Raw genomic sequence first — 18,829 nt, 5'->3', positions numbered from 1 at the left:
CTCACTTCTGACTATTTTTTTCGCGAGGCTTAATCACCCCTGCATACTTGTAGAGCGTGGTGCGAGAGATTCCGTACCGACGCGCCACTTCCGAGACCTGAATGTCAGGATCGCGTAAAAGGGCTTTGATCTCCCTCACTTGTTTCTCCCCCAGCTTTGGCTTGCGTCCACCGACCCGACCTCGGGCACGAGCGGCAGCTAGGCCTGCATGCGTTCTCTCCCGAATCAAGCCACGCTCGAATTCGGCAAGCGCAGCAAACACATGGAAAATCAGCTTGCCCGCCGCACTGCTTGTTTCGATTTTTTCTGTCAAACTTTCAAAACCGACGCCACGCTGCTCAAGATCGTTCACGACATGTACAAGGTCGGGTAGGCTGCGCCCGAGTCGATCCAACCGCCATACCACCAGGGTGTCTCCGGCCCGCAGCGCCTTGCGACATTGCTCAAGCTCAGGACGTGCTGCGCTCTTGCCGCTAGCTGCTTCCTCGTAGATCACGCCGCATCCAGCCTGCATGAGCGCGTCGCGCTGCAGATCTAGGTGCTGATCGTCGGTAGATACGCGGGCGTACCCCATACGTTGATTCATGGACGCAATCAGGACATTGAAAAATTGACGGGCATATTAACACTCGTCGACGACTTTTCACGATGGAAAAATGCGGTGTGCTCCCCCGTTCAGAAAACCACCGTTTGAGAGTCACTTTCGGAGCCGTCCTGCGACTTCGTGAGAAGAAATCGACCAAGAGTTGTAGAGGCCAACACGCTCTCGGAGGTGGCACGCCGACTGCACCTCTGCACGGCTCCGCTCGCTTGACGAATTTTTGTGCGATTTGTGCCACCCTTGCTTTCGGCGTGGCGTATGCGGATATCGCATGACGAAAACAGCGTATTGAGCATGTTCTTCGACGGACCTTCGATCTCCATCCCCCAAGATATCCCCATGCTCTCCTGCTTGCGGCGTCAACGCCCCATCGTCAACGTACGAGCTCTTTCAGTCGGTTTGACCCGCACCATTTGCTGTTTGTCCTTCGTAAAATACCAGACCAGGTACTCAACGAACTTAGCCCCCTGGGCTGGATCTGCCCTGTTGAGCGTATTGAGAGCCCATCGCCCCTGAGCTTCCAGCGCTGCTCGATCAGAACGTCCGTGGCAGTCGTACATCAGCCCATGCCCCCGAGTGACGTTCCGCCAACGATCCGCAATACGGTATTTGAAGCTCTCCAACTGGGCTTGCGTTACACGAGTCGCGTCAAAGAAGAATACGCAGTGAAAATGATTGGCTCGATATCGCCCACCTTGCTCCATTTTGGAGATATAGCCGACCATATGTTCGAATAGGTCGCTATCCGCACCACGCCGGTTATCGAAAAACCGGTCCCGGTCTGCCATTGCAATAGCAGAATCGAAGCGAGCTGCGGTCTCTGGCCGTCCGTATCCGATTGGTACGCTTGACATCACTTGCGGCCAAGCACCGTTCATCACGGCCCATTCAGCACGTACCCTGGCATCTTCCTCGCTCATGGCGAAGTCTGCGTAGCTAAAGTCGACTCGAATAGGGATAAGAAGGCTATATCGGCATTGAAGCATCTCTACATAGCTCCGAATTGACCGCCCCTGGTCGAATAGGTTGCGATTCCTATCGAGCAAGCTCTTTCTCACGTCTCGATGTTTCGCTTCCGTACGCAGGTAACCCACGAAGTCGTTATAGAGCTTCCTTACGTACACATAATCGTATTGCGCACTAATAACTCCATTGGCGAATACGCTGGCAAACGGGTGCTGTTGGAAGCAATCAAAGAACAGTTGGAGCTCAGGGCTGTAGTGATAGCTTCGCCAGTACAGATCCATCCATCGCGCACATAGCGGAAGAAATCCAACAAGACTTCTATAGCCGGAGACACCGATAGGGTTGCGCACGACAACCTCCCGCTCCCATTGGATACGGATATCGAACGGGACTTGCGTGGTATGCAATACGCTGTCGAGAAAGCTATCAAGGTCATTCAGTAGGCTGGCGTACTCACCGACCTCCCAGAATCGCGATGGAAATGTTACCTGCTGGTCATCCCATTGCGCGAAGGGAATGGGGTCGGACTGATTGAAGGGGGTTGTATTCTGCAACATCTCGAATCTCCGTGTTAGGACATTCGATAGATGAACCAGATAAATTTTTATCAGCAATCAGAAGAGGACGACTCTTCCTCGTGGCTATCGGGGCTACGCGCTGTGCGGCTGGGTGAGGCCAGTGACTTGATGGTACGGACAGATGCCAATTGAATACTGGGACAGTAGGCAGAGCGGTAATGCCCCCGTTTTCCACAGTCGGCAGAAGTAGAAACTAAGCGGCCATGGCCAGCCGCTGCTTCGGGGTAAAACCGCCCAATGCCATATTTGGGCGCTCGTGATTGTAAATCCACATCCAGTCGGCCGCCGCTTCGCGAACCTGCTCCAGGTCTTCCCACAGGTACTGCGACAGCCATTCGTATCGCGCAGTCCGGTTGAACCGTTCGATATACGCGTTCTGCTGCGGCTTGCCGGGCTCGATGTACTCCAGCCGGATGCCTTGCTTCTGCGTCCATGTCACGATGGCCGCACTCAAATATTCCGGGCCGTTGTCGCACCGGATGACCTTCGGCTTGCCTCGCCATTCCATATGCTGCTTCAGCGTGCGAATTACCCGCTCGGATGGCAACGAGAAATCCACCTCGATGCCCAGCGCCTCGCGGTTGAAATCATCAATCACGTTCAGCGTCCGGATACTGCGCCCGTCAACCAACTGGTCATGCATGAAGTCCATCGACCACACTTCATTGATGGCCTTCGGTACCGACAGCGGCTGTGGTGTCTCCCGCACCAGGCGCTTCTTCGGCTTGATACGCAGGTTCAGTTCCAGCTCGCGGTAAATCCGGTAGATGCGCTTGTGGTTCCAGCCGAATCCCTTCACGTTACGCAGGTAGAAGTAGCACAGCAGAAAGCCCCAGTTGCGATGACAGCCCGTGATACGCACCAGCCAGTCGGCAATCTCTTCGTTCTCCGTGTTCAACTTCGCTTCGTACCGGTAGCACGACTCGCTGATGCCGAACACCGCGCACGCCACACGAATCGACACGCGGCGCTGTTGTACAAGCCGCTTCGCCATCTCGCGCCGACGAGATGGCTTCAGAACTTTTTTTGCAAGGCCTCCGAGGCAATCTCAGCCTTGAGCTTCTCCTCGATGTACATCTTGCGAAGCCGGGCATTCTCCGCCTCCAGCTCCTTCATGCGCGACATCATCGACGCGTCCATGCCGCCGTACTTCGAGCGCCATTTATAAAACGTCGCCGAACTGATGCCCAGCTCCCGGCACAGCTCCGGTGCCGCCAGTCCCGCCTCCGCACGCTTGAGCGCCTCCAGTATCTGGCTGTCCGTGAATCTCGACTTCTTCATCTGCAGAACTCCCTCTTAATGAGAAAATTCTACTTCTCCTGACGCTGGATTTCCGGGGGCATTACCGAGCAGTCTGCCTACTCATGGTCGATAGGAATACGATTGCAATGCACTATCGCTAGGGATGAGAGGGAGTCTGCAGGGCAGAGATTGATGAGGAATGCTACTAGGAAATACTGAAGACAATCTTAATATAGGAGACAGAGAAGCACGGGGAGGCAAATGCCCAGTATCGTCTGGCATTCGTTGATCATAATCCAAGGAAACACTAGGGTTTCCTGTTCTTACGGGATTACAGCATTGTCCCGACAGAACCAAACCTGATTCCGCACATATGGCAGCTTGCATAGCCATCGCAGGCGAGCATTCACTTGCTGCTAGTCGCGACGCCCGGGTAGCGATCGACTCCGACGCAAATCGCCAGCCCCCAAGCGATGCTCGAAGGGTAACCCAGCCGAGTACGCCATTTGATAACTCCAGACTCACCACGCATTCGTTGCGGTCATGAGAGGCGGGTAACCATGCAGCATCGATCAAATCGCGAGGGAGGGGACCTATAGCACCTCTTCGCAGCCGCCTCAGAGTCGGGGATCATTGGTAGCAAAGCAAAACATTGCTCACCAGCAACATAAACCATTGATTTAACATTAAAAATATCAGTTCAATCGCACTATCAGAAGAAAATTTCATTGTGATTTCGCATCATTTCTACACTGCTACATCAACTACAGTAGTAAATTTGAACCTGCTGATGCCAGATTCCCGGACAGGTCGCGGCGATTACTCACCATCAACATCTTCATCAGGCGAACCTCCTGCTTCTGATGCTCGCATCGCATCATTTGACTCAAAGAGTGTGGGAAATTGCATTTTGACTGCATCAAACAGCGAACTTCCCTCAGGATAAAGGCCACAGACAAACTCCTCAGTTTCCGAGGCATCATCTTGCCCTGAGCCAACTGCTACTCCAAACACATTCTCACTCTGATCGGATTGAGGCTCAGTCTGCGAACTTTCAGTCGAGTTTGGCAAACTCATTGGCGAAAAAATCATCTGCATCGCCCTCGTCTGCTGTACTCCGTAATTCAATGTCACAGATTGGCGTTGAGAATGACAGTTCATGCAAGGGTATTGCTGATTCGGGTTATAGCAAATGAAGACCCCGCCATTCTTTCCGTACCCAAGATGCACACAATGCTCACCGGCCAGGTAGTGCAAGGCCGCCAGGATATCTGCCTTACTCTTTATAGTTCGATTAGCGTGTTGTATGTCGCGATACATCAGTCGAATACACGAACGCTGCTGCTTCGACTCATATTTCCGATAATGACGACGGATCGTGCCCAGGATGCGATCCGCGTTACTTCTGACCTGCGTTGAATAACCCCACGACGAAAAGCTGGGCTCCACTCGATCAGTGAGCACATTTTTTTGAAATTCAGCCATGTACCAATCACAGAGTCGAGTTGCTGCTCTCATGGTATCGAGTGGAATCTCGCGACTGGCTGCGCACAGATCTTCATCGTGATATTGGGCCCGTTTTTTCTCGGCAATTGGATAGCAGGAAAAGTAGTGAAATAATGCGGCTATGCGAGCCGCCTGTTCGGGGAGTTTCAGTACGAAGCCTCCCATTTTCTCATCGAACAATCGATTTCTTTGAGCAGTTACCAGAGTATTGTAGTAACTCTCCCAATATTGACGAGCCGCCTTCGTCATCCGCAAAGTGGCTCGCTTCTCAATCCAAGGGAAATCTTGCTCTAGGATTTCGCCGACTCGCTTGTGAAAGCGAGATAGACTTTCGAGCGCACCGTCGGAGCTATCATCCTCCCCACCCGCGAGTCGAGGTTGCTGCGGCGGAACTCGTGAAACAAGTATCCGAGAGAAAAATCCATTGTCGAGAGCGGACTCCCCGTAGTGATCTACGAACGACTCGAACTGTTTGGGTTGCAACATGAGTGCCAGCGTTAGGCGAGGCGCATCGATAACGTATTCTCTCTTGTCATATGTCTCACGATAAAACTCGCATCCCCACAGATCATTCCAAGCCCCCATATTGCGAGCAAGCATAGGGCTATTGAGTATTCCGCCAGCTTCTGCAGAGATAATCCCTGCGCTGCGACACTTGTCCTGGAGTCCGTTTCGGAAACCCGCGAAAGACCCGCGCTCATAGACCAATCGACGAGCATTCGGCCCCATCGTTGATCGAATTTTCTGTTCGATCTCGACGATCGAGTCTCGAAGCGAATTTAGGCGTAGCCTAATGTCGTCCCGCTCCCCTCTGGCCCGCCCCGTCGCAACTTGCCACTCACGCTGTCGCTCTTGACGTGCTTTGATCGCGTCGTCTTTTGCTCCCCCTTTAGGAGGCCTCACACGGACGTCGTGATACCGCTTACTCGCCTCCTTTTTGAGGGCGTCATCCTTCGTACATAGATCGTCAAATTCCACCAGAACTTCGCCGCGCTGAACGCGCAATTCATCTAGTCGGCGAAGACGGTCGACACGCGTAAGACTTGCGTGCTCGTCGGATGCAGCATTCGCCCGCTGCTCCTCTTCACGCTCGAATGTTTCGAGAGATCGCATGAATCGGCGCTGAATCTCCGACTTTCCGGCTCCCGTTCCTGCAATCGTGACCAGAAAGAGTGAGCACGAGCTTGGCTCCAGCTTTGGCCGCAGCACGTTGATGAACTCTTGGCAAACTACAGACACCACACCAAGGGCGGCAGCCGCACCGAGCTCTACGCCACCGCCAAGGGTTGCATCAACGTCAATTACCGCTTGTCGAATTACGTCCGGGAATGCGCTGATGGGGAATGTTACTTGCCCGCGGGGCAACTGATACGCATCGCTAGATTGAGGTACGTTCTCGTGATTCGAGCAGGATATGTTCCGGGACGTATCGGACATTCGAATTCTCTGTTGGGATACTGAGCGTCTTTTGAGGACAACTTTCGATTTTCATCTATGGCGACATGCACAGTCATGTGCGACCATCACATCTCTTACCGCGACGAAAACGCAAATGCAAAAATCATCATACGAGGCTCTCCGGGCTCAGATTGCCGAGCTAGAGCGGGAGGCAGAAGCATTGTTTCAGGAAGAGAAGGCTGCAGCCATCTCGAGTATGAAAGTGGAAATTGCCAAATACAGTATTACTGCTACTGATCTCGGCCTCCGATTGAGCGGACCAGCGCCAGCAAAACAGGCAAAAACGAGCCCTAGCGTGAAATACCGAAACCATGAAACCGGCGACGAGTGGAGCGGGCGAGGCCCGGCACCCAAATGGCTCAAGGAGCAGATAGCTGGAGGGAAAAGCAAGGAGTACTTCCTAGTCCCCCAGTGACTCTACTCATCTCGACGCCTTCAAGATACTCTCCACGGAGTCAGTCGGCCACGCGAGCCTACGGTTAGGTAGCTTTGTCGGTCTCACATTGCAGTAGTGCCCATCAGTTGAGTAGCCTTTGCGAATGGTCTGAGGTGCAATGCCGAGCGCAGCTGCAAATTCATCTGTTGTTAGAAACTGGCGAAGCGGATTGGGGGGAGAAATAGAAAGGACTGCAGTAATTGGAGCAGAGGAGGCCGATGTCGATCGGCACGCGTCGAGTGCACGACAGTCCATGGCGTCGAGCCGGCTAAGGATCTCATTGAGAGGCTGCGCCGTTTTCGCTGCGTACAGGGCAACTTCGAATGGCACATGGACGCTCTCACTCGGATAGCCCACTGCACCTTTGAAGGCGTCGATCCAAGGGAACGAACTGAACACCGCGAATCGTTCCTTGATCTCGTAATCGACACACCAAGCAATGAATTCGATTGGAGGTAGCGTCTCGGGTGCTTGTCCCTCCTCCTCGCACCAATCACTCCATTCCCGCAAGATTCGACGCGCCTCGATGAAACGACCGTTCGTCCCGCGATCAAGCTCAATCCCTTCCAATCCCATCCAACCGTCAGTCGGGATCTCGGTGCAGCCGACGTTCGGTCGGAGTCCAGCCAAAAGCATGGCACCCATCACTGGCGTCCACGCCGGCATGTCCAGATAGCAACGGAGTTGCGCATGCAGTTGCACGCTGAATTCAATCAGTTCCTGCGGCGTCTTTTTGTTTGTCACTGCTCGCTCCTCGGGAGTCATGGCGAACTATCAAGCCCGCTTGCTCAACAATCTCGGGGTCGATTTTATCGTGCCACGTCCGAAGTGACGCAGGTGGGAGGCACCGACAGCAATCACGAATACCTCGTGAACCATTTGGTCAACGATCGCGGGGACTACATTCCTTCACCGATCAAGGAGCAACGCCGGCGCGTAGGCGCACTTGCGAGCCTTTGACACTATGCCCAAGATGGAAACATGTTGATCCGCAGGTATCGAAATCGGTTACACCGCGGTTACATGGAGATCAAAAATGAACAAGGGGTTACAAGATTTCTCTCGTAACCCCTTGTTTTATTTGGTGCCGGCTGCAGGACTCGAACCCGCCACCTGATGATTACAAATCAACTGCTCTACCAGATGAGCTAAGCCGGCGAAGTCGTGTATTGTAACCGATTCATCGGTCACTGACGACTCCCTGTCAGGGCAAAATTGTTCGTGGACGCGAGCGATTGAGGTAATGCGCGCAAAGCGCCCGCCCCGCTCTCCCGCCCTCGCGAACTACTTCACCACCTTCAGGCGAGCCCGTCCAGCGTTGCCACCCGCCGCGCCATTGCCGCCCGGGCGCGTCGGATCCGAATCGTCGTCGCTCGAGGCCTGCACCGACGGCACCGCTTCCAACTCGGCGCCCTCTTCCGCAGACGCCTGCTTGTCGACCGGGAACGCCATCCCCTGGCCATTCTCGCGAGCATATATCGCCAGCACGTTCGGCACCTGCACTTCCACTTTCTGTGAAATGCCGCCGAAACGGGCGCTGAATTCAATCCAGTCGTTACCCATCTGCAATCCGCTCGTGGCATCGAAGCTGATGTTCAGCACGATCTCGCCATCTTTCACAAACTCGCGCGGTACTCGCGTCCTGGCATCGACATGCACGGCCAAATACGGTGTGTACCCGTTGTCAGTACACCACTCGTAAAGCGCGCGCAAAAGGTAAGGCTTGGTAGACGTTTCAGGCATATGACCAACTTATCCCGCCGCGAAACCCGCCCACCGCACTCGGCAGGCCAGCCTCGCCAGCGGTTCAATCAACGCATCAGCGACGCATGACCTTTTCGGACGGCGTCAGCGCTTCAATGTAGGCCGGACGGCTGAAAATCCGCTCGGCATACTTCATCAACGGCGCGGCATTCTTCGACAACTCGATGCCATAGTGATCCAGACGCCACAACAACGGCGCAATCGCCACGTCGAGCATCGAGAACTCCTCGCCCAACATGTACTTGTTCTTCACGAAGATCGGCGCAAGCTGCGTCAAACGATCGCGAATCGACGCACGCGCCTTCTCATGCGTCTTCTCCGCCGCCTTGCCCTTCTCGTTCTCGAGCGCGCTCACATGCACGAACAGCTCTTTCTCGAAATTGAACAGGAACAAACGCGCACGCGCACGCTGCACCGGATCGGCCGGCATCAACTGCGGATGCGGGAATCGTTCGTCAATGTACTCATTGATGATGTTCGATTCGTACAGAATCAAGTCGCGTTCAACAAGAATCGGCACCTGACCGTACGGATTCATCACCGCAATGTCTTCCGGCTTGTTGAACAGGTCGACGTCACGGATTTCGAAATCCATGCCTTTTTCGAACAGAACCAGCCGGCAACGCTGGGAGAAGGGGCACGTAGTGCCCGAGTACAAAACCATCATAGCGCGTCTTCCTTAAAAACCAACGGGGCCGGGGCGGGAAATCGACGCTCCCCAAACCCTGGCCCCGTCGTACAGACGTTATTTTACTTCACGTCCTTCCAATAGGCCGCATTCAGGCGCCAGGCAAGGACCGTAAAGAGTCCCAAGAACAACAAAACCCAGACACCCAACTGCCGGCGTGTGCGTTGCGCCGGTTCCGACATCCAATCCAGATAAGATACCAGATCAGCCACTGCAGCATCGAATTCCACCGGTTTCATCGTCCCCTGCGTGATCTGCACGAACTGGGCCGGACCATGCTCCGCCCCCTCCCCATGCTTCAATCCCCGCTGTCCCTGCATCTGCCAAAACGGGTTCGGCATGCCCACATTCGGGAACACAAGGTTGTTCCACCCCGTCGGCCGCGCATCGTCTCGATAGAACGTACGCAAGTAGGTATAAAGCCAGTCCGTCCCCCGCGCCCGGGCCTCGACCGACAGATCCGGCGGCGTTGCACCAAACCACTCCTTGGCGTCCGCCGCACGCATGGCCACAGTCATCGTGTCGCCAATCTTGTCCGTCGCGAAAAGCAGATTGTTCTTGATCTCTGCGTCCGACAATCCCAGATCCTTCAGGCGCGAATACCGCATCGACGCCGCCGAATGGCAATTCAGACAGTAGTTCACGAACAGCTTCGCGCCCCGCTGCAGCGAGGCCAGGTCGTCGATCCGATTGGGCGCCGTATCCAGCGCCATGCTTTCTTCAGCCAAGACCGGCGTCGCGAAACCACTCAGGAGCGCCAGGACAAGCAACAGTTTTCTCATCGTGATATTCCTAGTCGTCGTTGGCGTGCGCTCAATGCGCCGCGAAGGTCACGCGATCCGGCACCGGCTTGAACGTGCCGCGTTTGCTCCAGAGCGGCATCAGCCAGAAGAATCCGAAGTAATACAGCGCGCCGACCTGCGAAATCGCGGTCTTCATGGGCGTCGGTTCCTGAATGCCCAGATACCCCAGCACCGCAAAAACGACGACGAGAATACCCAACAACACTTTGTGGAATCCCGGACGGTAACGAATCGACTTCACCGGGCTATGGTCCAGCCAAGGCAGGAAGAACAGCGTGACCACCGCGCCGCCCATCACCACCACGCCCCAGAACTTGGCCTCGGTCAGATACATCGCCAGCAGCAGCAACACGACACCGCCAGACGCCGCCACCTTCGTGGTCGCGGCCGCTTTGCCCTTGACCCACCAGATCGCCGTGACGATCACCGCCAGCCCCATCAGCAAATGCTTGAAGTCGTCGGTCGTGGCTCGCAGCATCGAGTAGAACGGCGTGAAATACCACACCGGCGCAATGTGCGGCGGCGTTTTGAGCGAGTCGGACGGAATGAAGTTGTTCGCTTCCAGGAAGTAACCGCCCATCGTCGGCGCAAAGAACACAATCGCCGAGAACACCATCAGGAACACGCCCACCCCCATGATGTCGTGCACCGTGTAGTACGGATGGAACGGAATGCCATCGAGCGGCCGGCCGTTGGCGTCCTTTTTGTCCTTGATCTCGATGCCGTCAGGGTTGTTGGACCCGACTTCATGCAGCGCGATGATGTGCGCGACGATCAACCCGATGAGCACCAGCGGAACGGCGATCACGTGGAACGCAAAGAAGCGGTTGAGCGTGGCATCCGACACCACGTAGTCGCCGCGAATCCACAGCGACAGGTCCGGACCGATGAACGGAATCGCCGAGAACAGATTCACGATCACCTGCGCGCCCCAGTACGACATCTGCCCCCACGGCAGCAGATAGCCCATGAACGCTTCAGCCATCAGGCACAGAAAGATCAAGCACCCGAACACCCACACCAGCTCACGCGGCTTGCGGTAGGAACCGTACAACAGCCCACGGAACATGTGCAGATACACCACGACGAAGAACATCGATGCGCCCGTCGAGTGCATATAGCGAATGAGCCAGCCCCACGGCACTTCGCGCATGATGTACTCGACCGACGCGAACGCGAGATTGGCGTCGGGCTTGTAGTTCATCACCAGGAAAATACCTGTGAGGATCTGAATCACCAGCACCAGCATGGCCAGCGATCCGAAGAAATACCAGAAGTTGAAATTCTTGGGCGCGTAATACTCGGACGCGTGCTCCCTCCAGAGCTGGCTGAGCGGAAACCGGCGATCGATCCAGCCCAGCAAGCCCGTCGTGTCGACCTGTTTGTCGGCGGCCATGATTACGCTTCTCCTTTTTCGTCTTTACCGATCATGAGCTTGGTATCGTTCACGAACATGAACCGGGGAACGTCGAGATTCTTTGGCGCCGGCTTGTTCTTGAACACACGGCCAGACATATCGTAGGTCGACCCGTGGCACGGGCACAGGAAGCCCGGATCGGGGCCCAGCGCGGCGTTGGCGTTCGCCTGGTAAGGGCCGGAAGGAATGCAACCGAGGTGAGTACAAATGCCGACGACCACGAGCAGGTCTTTGTGCTCGACACGCGCGCGGAACGCGTTCTTGCAATAGTCGGGCATCGGGTAGGAAAACGTTTCCTTGGAGTCCGGATCGGCCAGTTCCGCCGTCACTTTGGACAGCGAAGCCATCTCGTCAGGCGTGCGACGCACGATCCACACGGGCAAGCCGCGCCAGGACACGGTCATCTTCTCGCCCGGCTTGAGATTGCTGATGTCTGCCTCGACGGGCGCCCCGCCTGCCTTGGCGCGCTCCGAGGGTTCGAGCGAACTGACAAAGGGAACCAACGTTGCAACGCCGCCCACGCCTCCCGCTACGGACGTTGCAATCAACAGATTCCGACGGCTACTGTCGACGGCCTTTTCTTGATTGTCACTCATCACAAGCCCCACACGGTTGAATTGGTATTTCCGTCAACCTTAAATCATACGCGAGCGTGAATGCCTGAAACAACGGCAAAACGCCCCAGCCTCCTAGTGGTTTTCGCGTATTTTCAAAGGATTAACGTACCCTGCGGGTGGCTAGCGCTCACCCGGGGTTTCGCTTCTGGGATGCTGCACGAGAACCGTCATGATCGCCGCTTTCGTTGACGCGTGCACGACATTTAGTCATCATTTTCCCTGTCTCGTCCCGGTGACATCGTGCGCGGCCTGTGGCATTCGCGTGACATTATGTGACGCGACCCCCGCCGCAGATGTGCGGCCCGCATGGAATTACCGGTCAATCAATGCCAGTTCATGAGTGCCGGTGTAGCGCGATGCTCCTCCGGGTCACGCAACATAACAGGGAGAAATGGCATGAGCTTCATGTCGGAATTCAAGGAATTTGCCGTCAAGGGCAATGTGATCGATCTGGCCGTCGGCGTGATCATCGGCGGGGCCTTCGGCAAGATCGTCGATTCGGTCGTCAAAGACCTGATCATGCCGATCGTCGGTGCAATCTTCGGTGGCCTAGATTTCTCGAGCAAGTTCATTCTGCTGGGCACCATCCCGCCCGACTTCAAGGGCAACCCGGCGTCCTACGCCGATCTGACCAAAGCCGGCGTGGCCGTCTTCGGTTACGGCAACTTCATCACCGTCGCCCTGAACTTCCTGATCCTGGCCGTGATCATTTTCATGATGGTCAAGCAGATCAACCGGCTCAAGCGTCCGGAGGCGGAAGCCCCGGCAGCCCCCGCACCCACGCCGGAAGACATCGTTCTGCTGCGCGAAATCCGCGACAGCCTCAAGAAGCAGAACGGGTAAAGCTGTGCAGGGCGGCCTCGTGCCGCCCCCGAAGGCGCCTCAGGTCAAGCCGGGTTCGGCATATCGAAGAATCGATGCGTGAGCCCGAACCGGGCTGCGACATGCTCGCCAATGGCCTTCGCGCCGCCACGCTCGGTCGCATGATGGCCCGCCGCCAGATAACCCACGCCGCTCTCGAGCGCGAGATGCTGGGTAGGCTCGGAGACTTCGCCGCTGATGTACACATCCGCACCCGCCCCGATGGCAGCCTCGAAGAAGCCCTGCGCTCCGCCGGTGCACCACGCCACACGGCGCACCTCGCGATTCGGGTCCCCCAACAACAGCGGCGCGCGCCCCAGCCTTGCTTCAACGTGCGCCGCAAGCGCCGCCAATGTCGTCGGCGCGGCGGGTGCGCCAAGCCATCCAAGCTGATCCGGGCCAAAACGGCCGCCGTCGTCGGTGAAACCCAGCAACTTGCCGAGTTGCGCGTTGTTGCCCAGCTCGGGATGGGCGTCGAGGGGCAGGTGGTAGGCGAACAGATTGATGTCGTGACCGATCAACACCCCCAAACGACGTCGCTTCATCCCGGTAATTCGGGCATCTTCGCTCTTCCAGAAGTAACCATGGTGAACGAGGATGGCATCGGCGCCCCAATCGCGGGCGGCTTCGAGAAAAGCCAGGCTGGCGGTCACGCCGCTGGCGATTTTCTGAATCTCGCCGCGCCCTTCGACCTGTAGGCCATTCGGGCAGTAATCGCGAAATTGCGCGATTTGCAGGGTATCGTTCAGATACAATTCGAGTTCAACACGATTCATATAAGGTCTCGCTCTTTCATGCTCAGACGCTTCTGGCTACTGTTCGCGCAAGCGGTCACCGTGCTGCTTGCGTTGCTCTTCATCGTCGCCACCCTCAAGCCTCAGTGGCTGCAACGCCAGGGTTCGTTCGGCAAGCAACTGGCCAATCCCATCATCGCCCTGCAGGAAGTCGCGCCGAGTCTGTCCGAAAAGCCGTCGACCGGCTCGTACGCCGATGGCGCGCAAAAGGCGATGCCTGCGGTCGTCAGCATTTTTTCCAGCAAGGAACAAAAGCAGAATCGCGATCCGCGCCTCGATGACCCGTTGTTCCGGTATTTCTTTGGCGACGGCGGCGGCACAATGCGGCAAGACCCGGTCTCGAGCCTCGGCTCGGGCGTGATTGTGAGCAGCGAAGGCTATATTCTCACGAATCATCACGTGGTGGACGGGGCCGACGAGATCGAAGTCGCCCTTGCCGACGGCCGCAAGGCGCGCGCCAAGCTGGTCGGCAGCGACCCCGAAACCGACCTCGCGGTGCTCAAGATCACGCTCGACAACCTCCCCGCCATCACGCTGGGCCGCATGGAACAGGTGCGCGTGGGTGACGTGGTCCTCGCCATCGGCAACCCGTTCGGCGTCGGCCAGACGGTTACGATGGGAATCATCAGCGCGCTGGGGCGCAATCACCTCGATATCAGCACGTTCGAGAACTTCATCCAGACGGACGCCGCCATCAACCCCGGCAATTCGGGCGGCGCGCTGGTCGACGTCAACGGCAACCTGCTCGGCATCAACACGGCGATCTACTCGCGTAGCGGCGGCAACATGGGCATCGGCTTCGCGATTCCCGTGTCGACGGCGCGCTCGGTGCTCGAGAGCATCATCACCACCGGTTCGGTCACGCGCGGCTGGGTCGGGGTCGAGCCGCAGGACATCACCTCGGATATCGCCGAGTCGTTTGGCCTGCAGCAGGATTCGGGCGTCATCATCGCCGGCGTCGTGCAGGGTGGCCCCGCCGACAAGGCCGGCGTCCAGCCGGGCGACATCCTGACAAAGGTGAACGACGCATCGATTCGCGACACCACCGAACTGCTCAACGTTATCGCCCAGATCAAGCCGGGCACGCAGGCGAAGCTGAACGTCACGCGCAAGAAGAAAGCGATGGATCTTACCGTGACGATCGGCAAGCGCCCGCCGCCGCCCAAGCGGCCGGCGCAGGACGGTGGGGACGGCACCGACGGCGGCGATGGCACGGACGGGAACAGCGCCGACTGAGGGAGGGTGCCGGACCGCGTCGGACGGCCCGGAAGGACACAACGGCTGCGCTTGGGCGCGGCCGTTTTCATTTGCATCGCCGCGACGAGCCTCGCCCATTGTCACGCCTGCCCTCGTGCATCTTCGGCCCTCGCCTGCCGCAATCGCCCACAAAAAAGCACGGGCCATGAGACCCGTGCTTTCCTGTATCTGCATTATCGATGTCGCGAGCCGATGGTGCCGCGGCAAGTCATGCCAAGGTTACGGCGTCGCCTCGCCGTTCCCCTCGCTGCCTTCGTCTTGCCGCTGGCCCTGTTTGACGAACAGCCGCGCCGCGATCAGGCCCAACTCGTAAAGGATACAGAGCGGGATCGCCAACATCAGTTGCGAGAGCATGTCGGGTGGCGTCACGACGGCGGCCAGCACAAAGGCACCCACCACCACGTACGGCCGAATCTGCTTGAGCTTCTCGATGCTCACCACGCCCATGCGCGCGAGCACCACGACGACCACAGGCACTTCGAAGGTCACTCCGAAGCATAGGAACATCGTGAGAACAAAACTCAGGTAGTTGTCGATATCGGTGTTCATCTCCGCACCCAATGGCGCGTTGTAATGCGCCATGAAGTGGAACACGGTCGGGAACACCAGGAAATAGGCGAACGACATGCCAAGCAGGAACAGCGTATAGCTGCTCACGACCAACGGCATCACCAGCTTCTTCTCGTGCTGATACAACCCTGGTGCCACGAACGCCCAGGCCTGGTAAAGCACCACGGGTAGCGCGATGACGAACGCCACCATCATCGTGACCTTCATCGGCACGAAGAACGAGCCGGTAATATCCGTGACGATCATCTTGCCGCCTGCGGGCAGCGCTTGCATCAGTGGGCGAGAGAGCAGGCGGAAGATGTCCGGTGCCCAGTAGACCAGCGAGAGGAATGCCACGATCACCGCCGCGCCCGCGCGAATGATGCGATTGCGCAGCTCGATCAGATGCGAGATGAAGGTCTCTTCGGAGCCCCCGTCGGGGATTTGCTTGTCGTCGCTCACGTCGACTTATCCAGGAATGAAGCCGGCACAGTGCCAGATGGCGGGAAGTTCGGTGCGCAAGCGCCTCAGAAGAACTTGACGGGCCGGCGCAGCTTGGCCGGTGTATGACGCGCCACACGCGCCGCCCCCGACTGCACCTGCGTGCGCGTGGCGCTGGCCTGCTTGAACCAGATCGGCGTAGCAGTCCGGCGTACGCGCCAGTTGCGGCGCTTGGTCGACGCGCGGATACCGGACGTCACGACGGGTTCGGAGAGGTAGCTGTCGGAATACCCGGTCGCCGCATCCGTACCGCCGCCGGCGATCTCGCCGGACGACGTGCCCGTGGCACTCGCCCAAGCGTCGTTGAGCGACGCCTCCTGCTCGTGCAGTTGCTTCTGAATGGTGTTCTGGGCGCTGCGGGCCGCGTCCTCGAACTGCGTGCGCATATTGCGCAACTCGTCGAGCTCCATCTCGCGGCTCACCTCAGCCTTCACATCGTTGATATAGCGCTGTGCGCGGCCAAAGAGCGCGCCCGCCGTGCGCGCCACTTTAGGCAAGCGCTCGGGCCCGATCACGACCAGCGCAACAACGCCGATCAACATCAGTTTGGAAAGACCGAGATCGATCATGTCGACGCCGGCTTAGCCTTGCTTGCGATCGCTCGTGTCCTTGGCCTGCACGTCGATCGTGGTCGAGTCGCGCAGTTCCTTGGCAGTCGCCGGGTCATCCTTGGCGGCCGGGGCACCTTCGCCCTCCTTCATGCCGTCCTTGAACCCCTTGACGGCCCCTCCCAGATCGGTGCCGATGTTGCGCAGCTTCTTAGTACCGAAAACCATCATCACGATCACCAGCACGATCAGCCAGTGCCAAATACTCAACGAACCCATGACCACTCTCCTTGCGTTTCCCCACCCCTGTCGCGTCGCGACGGGATCTTGTCGTGCACGATTGCCCTGGCGTGACAGCCACGAACAAGCGCTCCATGTTTGCCGCTGTGCCCGCAGCAATGTGCCCCATTGTGGCACATCGCGCGGCACCTCCTGCATCGTAACCGGGTCGGACGCCGGGTAGAAATAAATGTTTCGTGAAACCGTCGTCGATGCGGCACACTTGCACGAACCGGCAACACTACGCGGCAAAGTGTCGTGTCATGCCGCCGATGGCATTCACATGCGCTTCCACGGCCGCGGCCCGGCCAGTATGTGCATGTGAAGATGATAAACCTCTTGGCCGCCGCCCGGCCCGGTGTTCATCACAACGCGGAACCCGTTGCCGTCGATGTTCGACGCATCGCCATCGAAACGATAGCCTTGCTCGGCGGCCAGCTTCGGCGCGAGCAGCATCATCTTGCCCAGCAGCGCTTGATCTTCCGGCTCGCAGTCCTGCAATGTGGCGATGTGCTTGCGCGGCACCATGAGCAGGTGCAGGTCGGCCGCCGGATTGATGTCTTTGAACACCACGACGTCGTCGTCGGCATGAACCTGCGCGCTCGGGATCTGCCCGGCAATAATCTTGCAGAAGATACAGTTGTCGTGCGTCATGCGTGTGTCTTCCTCTCGAATGCTCGTAGGGAGCTAAGTGCCGCTCGAAATCGATCAGGCGCGCGCGGCGTACATGGGCTTGTTGTCGTTCAGGTAGAGCCAGCCCTTGACGATCCGATACAGCGCCCAAATGCCCAGCACCCAGAGAATCGCGAAGCCGACCATCACGATGGCAAGCGCCACGCCGAGTACCCCCCAGACCACCGACCACCAGAACGTGCGGATCTGCCACGTGAAATGCGAGGCGTAGAGCGTGCCGGCGGCGTCATCGCGCTTGATGTAGTTGATGATGATCGCCACGATGGCGGTCACGCCGCCCGTGAGCCAGAACAACGCATAGAGCGCATAAAGCACGTGTGTGAGCTTGCGCAACGCACGCTCCTGCTCATCGCTCGGCGCATTCGGGGGCGTGGTGAGGTAAGGATTGCCCGGGCTGCCGGGCGATCCGGTCGCGCCCGGGGGCTGCGGATCGTTCATGAGGCGTCTCCTCGCGTGAGCCAGCGCGGCATATCGACGATCATGGCCATCGAGGCCAAAGGAGATCAGTCCGCGTGTTCGCCACGGATGCCGCGCTGCGCCTTTTCGACGAGCCCCGACAACCCTTCGCGGCGCGCCAGTTCGGCGAGCACCTCGTTCGGACTCAGGTCGTGATGCGCGAGCAGCACCATGCAGTGAAACCACAGGTCGGCCGTCTCGTTGACGAGCTTCTGGCGCAGGTTGTCGGCCCCGCCAATGCGAATATCCTTCGCCGCGAGCACCACTTCGGTGGCTTCTTCGCCGATCTTCTTGCAGATGGCGTCGTCACCCTTGTGGAACAGACGGGCAACGTACGACTTGTCGGGGTCGGCTCCCTTGCGCGAGGCGATGACCTCGGCCACACGCTCCAGCGTATCGTTCATGGCGCTCACTTGTAGATCTTGTGCGGGTCCTTGAGCACGGGCTCGACGGATGCCCAATGGCCATCCTCGGCGCTGCCCTCGAACTTCTGGAAGAAACAGGAATGGCGACCGGTGTGGCAGGCAATGCCATCGATCTGCTCGACCTTGATCAGCACCACGTCTTCGTCGCAATCGAGACGAATCTCATGCACCTTCTGCACGTGGCCCGACTCCTCGCCCTTGTGCCACAGCCGCTTGCGCGAGCGCGAATAATAGACGGCCTCGCCGGTCTCGACGGTGCGCGTGAGCGCCTCGCGATTCATCCAGGCGAACATCAGCACATCGTTGCTGCCGAGTTCCTGCGCGATCACGGGCACGAGGCCCTGCGCGTCCCAAGCTACCTTGTCCAGCCAATCTTGCGTCATGATCCGT

General features: G+C 57.9%; 21 protein-coding genes, 1 tRNA gene and 1 pseudogene. 3 read left to right on the top strand and 20 right to left on the bottom strand.

Annotation, left to right across the window (positions count from 1 at the left end; all coding sequences use genetic code 11):
* Window position 1: 1 nt before the first annotated feature.
* The 4 genes from PSO31014_RS14190 to PSO31014_RS14175 all read right to left on the bottom strand — a co-directional run bounded on the left by PSO31014_RS14190 (window position 2) and on the right by PSO31014_RS14175 (window position 6,330).
* Complete coding sequence (locus PSO31014_RS14190; RefSeq protein WP_150552187.1) at window positions 2-586, bottom strand: recombinase family protein; 585 nt, start codon at window positions 584-586, stop codon at window positions 2-4.
* Between the two features lie 374 nt (window positions 587-960).
* The gene (locus PSO31014_RS14185; protein ID WP_150552186.1) at window positions 961-2,124 is read right to left on the bottom strand and encodes an inovirus-type Gp2 protein; all 1,164 of its coding nucleotides are present in this window, start codon (window positions 2,122-2,124) and stop codon (window positions 961-963) included.
* 214 nt (window positions 2,125-2,338) lie between these two features.
* Window positions 2,339-3,426 (bottom strand): IS3 family transposase gene (locus PSO31014_RS14180; RefSeq protein WP_150552185.1). Its coding sequence is split into 2 segments (ribosomal slippage): window positions 2,339-3,177 and window positions 3,177-3,426, totalling 1,089 coding nucleotides; the frame shifts between segments, so codons are not numbered across the junction.
* A gap of 780 nt (window positions 3,427-4,206) precedes the next feature.
* Complete coding sequence (locus PSO31014_RS14175; protein ID WP_150552184.1) at window positions 4,207-6,330, bottom strand: DUF3987 domain-containing protein; 2,124 nt, start codon at window positions 6,328-6,330, stop codon at window positions 4,207-4,209.
* Window positions 6,331-6,445: 115 nt separating this feature from the next.
* Between PSO31014_RS14175 and PSO31014_RS14170 the strand changes: the two genes are divergently transcribed.
* Window positions 6,446-6,766: an H-NS histone family protein gene (locus tag PSO31014_RS14170; protein ID WP_174976518.1), complete on the top strand. Its 321-nt coding sequence runs from the start codon at window positions 6,446-6,448 to the stop codon at window positions 6,764-6,766.
* A 6-nt stretch (window positions 6,767-6,772) separates the two neighbouring features.
* Here the strand turns inward: PSO31014_RS14170 and PSO31014_RS22430 are convergent, their stop codons facing one another.
* From PSO31014_RS22430 to petA, 8 genes and pseudogenes are all read right to left on the bottom strand, one after another.
* Entirely contained in the window at window positions 6,773-7,531 is a 759-nt protein-coding gene (locus PSO31014_RS22430; RefSeq protein ID WP_174976517.1) for a helix-turn-helix transcriptional regulator, read from the bottom strand.
* A gap of 338 nt (window positions 7,532-7,869) precedes the next feature.
* Window positions 7,870-7,945: transfer RNA gene (locus PSO31014_RS14160), tRNA-Thr, on the bottom strand.
* Between the two features lie 126 nt (window positions 7,946-8,071).
* Window positions 8,072-8,530, bottom strand: a complete 459-nt coding sequence (locus PSO31014_RS14155) for a ClpXP protease specificity-enhancing factor (protein ID WP_150552182.1) — start codon at window positions 8,528-8,530, stop codon at window positions 8,072-8,074.
* Between the two features lie 76 nt (window positions 8,531-8,606).
* Window positions 8,607-9,218, bottom strand: coding sequence for a glutathione S-transferase N-terminal domain-containing protein (locus tag PSO31014_RS14150; RefSeq protein ID WP_023593906.1), 612 nt, complete (start codon window positions 9,216-9,218; stop codon window positions 8,607-8,609).
* 83 nt (window positions 9,219-9,301) lie between these two features.
* Window positions 9,302-10,021, bottom strand: a complete 720-nt coding sequence (locus PSO31014_RS14145; RefSeq protein WP_150552181.1) for a cytochrome c1 — start codon at window positions 10,019-10,021, stop codon at window positions 9,302-9,304.
* Window positions 10,018-10,257, bottom strand: coding sequence for a Bbp19 family protein (locus PSO31014_RS23000; protein WP_437343808.1), 240 nt, complete (start codon window positions 10,255-10,257; stop codon window positions 10,018-10,020). Before PSO31014_RS23000 ends, PSO31014_RS14145 begins: the two co-directional genes overlap by 4 nt.
* Window positions 10,197-11,291, bottom strand: a pseudogene (locus PSO31014_RS14140) (cytochrome b); the annotation flags it as partial. The pseudogene PSO31014_RS14140 and the gene PSO31014_RS23000, both read right to left, overlap by 61 nt.
* A 149-nt stretch (window positions 11,292-11,440) precedes the next feature.
* Window positions 11,441-12,055, bottom strand: a complete 615-nt coding sequence (petA, locus tag PSO31014_RS14135) for a ubiquinol-cytochrome c reductase iron-sulfur subunit (RefSeq protein ID WP_150552180.1) — start codon at window positions 12,053-12,055, stop codon at window positions 11,441-11,443.
* Window positions 12,056-12,472: 417 nt separating this feature from the next.
* On the opposite strand from petA, the gene mscL reads away from it, so the two are divergent.
* Window positions 12,473-12,919, top strand: coding sequence for a large conductance mechanosensitive channel protein MscL (gene mscL / locus PSO31014_RS14130; RefSeq protein ID WP_150552179.1), 447 nt, complete (start codon window positions 12,473-12,475; stop codon window positions 12,917-12,919).
* Between the two features lie 44 nt (window positions 12,920-12,963).
* On the opposite strand, the gene PSO31014_RS14125 is transcribed toward mscL, so the two are convergent.
* Window positions 12,964-13,713 (bottom strand): Nif3-like dinuclear metal center hexameric protein, encoded by a 750-nt coding sequence (locus tag PSO31014_RS14125; RefSeq protein WP_150552178.1) that lies wholly within the window; start codon window positions 13,711-13,713, stop codon window positions 12,964-12,966.
* Window positions 13,714-13,731: 18 nt separating this feature from the next.
* Between PSO31014_RS14125 and PSO31014_RS14120 the strand changes: the two genes are divergently transcribed.
* Window positions 13,732-14,967, top strand: coding sequence for a Do family serine endopeptidase (locus PSO31014_RS14120; protein ID WP_130027386.1), 1,236 nt, complete (start codon window positions 13,732-13,734; stop codon window positions 14,965-14,967).
* Between the two features lie 240 nt (window positions 14,968-15,207).
* Here PSO31014_RS14120 and tatC read toward each other — a convergent pair whose 3' ends face one another.
* From tatC to hisI, 7 genes are all read right to left on the bottom strand, one after another.
* Entirely contained in the window at window positions 15,208-15,999 is a 792-nt protein-coding gene (gene tatC, locus PSO31014_RS14115; RefSeq protein ID WP_150552177.1) for a twin-arginine translocase subunit TatC, read from the bottom strand.
* Window positions 16,000-16,064: 65 nt separating this feature from the next.
* Complete coding sequence (gene tatB, locus PSO31014_RS14110) at window positions 16,065-16,607, bottom strand: Sec-independent protein translocase protein TatB (RefSeq protein WP_017234581.1); 543 nt, start codon at window positions 16,605-16,607, stop codon at window positions 16,065-16,067.
* 12 nt (window positions 16,608-16,619) lie between these two features.
* A complete protein-coding gene (gene tatA / locus PSO31014_RS14105; RefSeq protein WP_017234580.1) occupies window positions 16,620-16,865 on the bottom strand; it encodes a Sec-independent protein translocase subunit TatA in 246 nt (81 codons plus the stop codon).
* A 279-nt stretch (window positions 16,866-17,144) separates the two neighbouring features.
* Window positions 17,145-17,519: a histidine triad nucleotide-binding protein gene (locus tag PSO31014_RS14100; RefSeq protein WP_150552176.1), complete on the bottom strand. Its 375-nt coding sequence runs from the start codon at window positions 17,517-17,519 to the stop codon at window positions 17,145-17,147.
* Between the two features lie 54 nt (window positions 17,520-17,573).
* Window positions 17,574-17,996 (bottom strand): DUF4870 family protein, encoded by a 423-nt coding sequence (locus PSO31014_RS14095; protein WP_246176638.1) that lies wholly within the window; start codon window positions 17,994-17,996, stop codon window positions 17,574-17,576.
* Between the two features lie 65 nt (window positions 17,997-18,061).
* Entirely contained in the window at window positions 18,062-18,418 is a 357-nt protein-coding gene (locus PSO31014_RS14090; RefSeq protein ID WP_130027390.1) for a phosphoribosyl-ATP diphosphatase, read from the bottom strand.
* A 5-nt stretch (window positions 18,419-18,423) separates the two neighbouring features.
* Window positions 18,424-18,822, bottom strand: coding sequence for a phosphoribosyl-AMP cyclohydrolase (gene hisI / locus PSO31014_RS14085; RefSeq protein ID WP_150552175.1), 399 nt, complete (start codon window positions 18,820-18,822; stop codon window positions 18,424-18,426).
* Between the last annotated feature and the right edge of the window lie 7 nt (window positions 18,823-18,829).

Origin of the sequence: Pandoraea soli (assembly GCF_902459595.1) — a bacterium.
Taxonomy (GTDB): domain Bacteria; phylum Pseudomonadota; class Gammaproteobacteria; order Burkholderiales; family Burkholderiaceae; genus Pandoraea; species Pandoraea cepalis.
Note: the sequence above shows the minus strand (reverse complement) of the source record. Positions and strands in the feature narration are given on the sequence as shown.

Excerpts from the sequence above, each read along its gene's own strand:
- PSO31014_RS14145 (WP_150552181.1), bottom strand. The coding sequence starts at position 10,021 with ATGAGAAAACTGTTGCTTGTCCTGGCGCTCCTGAGTGGTTTCGCGACG.
- mscL (WP_150552179.1), top strand. The coding sequence starts at position 12,473 with ATGAGCTTCATGTCGGAATTCAAGGAATTTGCCGTCAAGGGCAATGTG.
- PSO31014_RS14120 (WP_130027386.1), top strand. The coding sequence starts at position 13,732 with ATGCTCAGACGCTTCTGGCTACTGTTCGCGCAAGCGGTCACCGTGCTG.
- PSO31014_RS14175 (WP_150552184.1), bottom strand. The coding sequence starts at position 6,330 with ATGTCCGATACGTCCCGGAACATATCCTGCTCGAATCACGAGAACGTA.
- PSO31014_RS14155 (WP_150552182.1), bottom strand. The coding sequence starts at position 8,530 with ATGCCTGAAACGTCTACCAAGCCTTACCTTTTGCGCGCGCTTTACGAG.
- tatA (WP_017234580.1), bottom strand. The coding sequence starts at position 16,865 with ATGGGTTCGTTGAGTATTTGGCACTGGCTGATCGTGCTGGTGATCGTG.
- PSO31014_RS14185 (WP_150552186.1), bottom strand. The coding sequence starts at position 2,124 with ATGTTGCAGAATACAACCCCCTTCAATCAGTCCGACCCCATTCCCTTC.
- tatB (WP_017234581.1), bottom strand. The coding sequence starts at position 16,607 with ATGATCGATCTCGGTCTTTCCAAACTGATGTTGATCGGCGTTGTTGCG.
- PSO31014_RS14100 (WP_150552176.1), bottom strand. The coding sequence starts at position 17,519 with ATGACGCACGACAACTGTATCTTCTGCAAGATTATTGCCGGGCAGATC.
- PSO31014_RS14150 (WP_023593906.1), bottom strand. The coding sequence starts at position 9,218 with ATGATGGTTTTGTACTCGGGCACTACGTGCCCCTTCTCCCAGCGTTGC.
- PSO31014_RS14125 (WP_150552178.1), bottom strand. The coding sequence starts at position 13,713 with ATGAATCGTGTTGAACTCGAATTGTATCTGAACGATACCCTGCAAATC.
- PSO31014_RS14170 (WP_174976518.1), top strand. The coding sequence starts at position 6,446 with ATGCAAAAATCATCATACGAGGCTCTCCGGGCTCAGATTGCCGAGCTA.
- PSO31014_RS14095 (WP_246176638.1), bottom strand. The coding sequence starts at position 17,996 with ATGAACGATCCGCAGCCCCCGGGCGCGACCGGATCGCCCGGCAGCCCG.
- petA (WP_150552180.1), bottom strand. The coding sequence starts at position 12,055 with ATGAGTGACAATCAAGAAAAGGCCGTCGACAGTAGCCGTCGGAATCTG.
- PSO31014_RS14090 (WP_130027390.1), bottom strand. The coding sequence starts at position 18,418 with ATGAACGATACGCTGGAGCGTGTGGCCGAGGTCATCGCCTCGCGCAAG.
- PSO31014_RS14190 (WP_150552187.1), bottom strand. The coding sequence starts at position 586 with ATGAATCAACGTATGGGGTACGCCCGCGTATCTACCGACGATCAGCAC.
- hisI (WP_150552175.1), bottom strand. The coding sequence starts at position 18,822 with ATGACGCAAGATTGGCTGGACAAGGTAGCTTGGGACGCGCAGGGCCTC.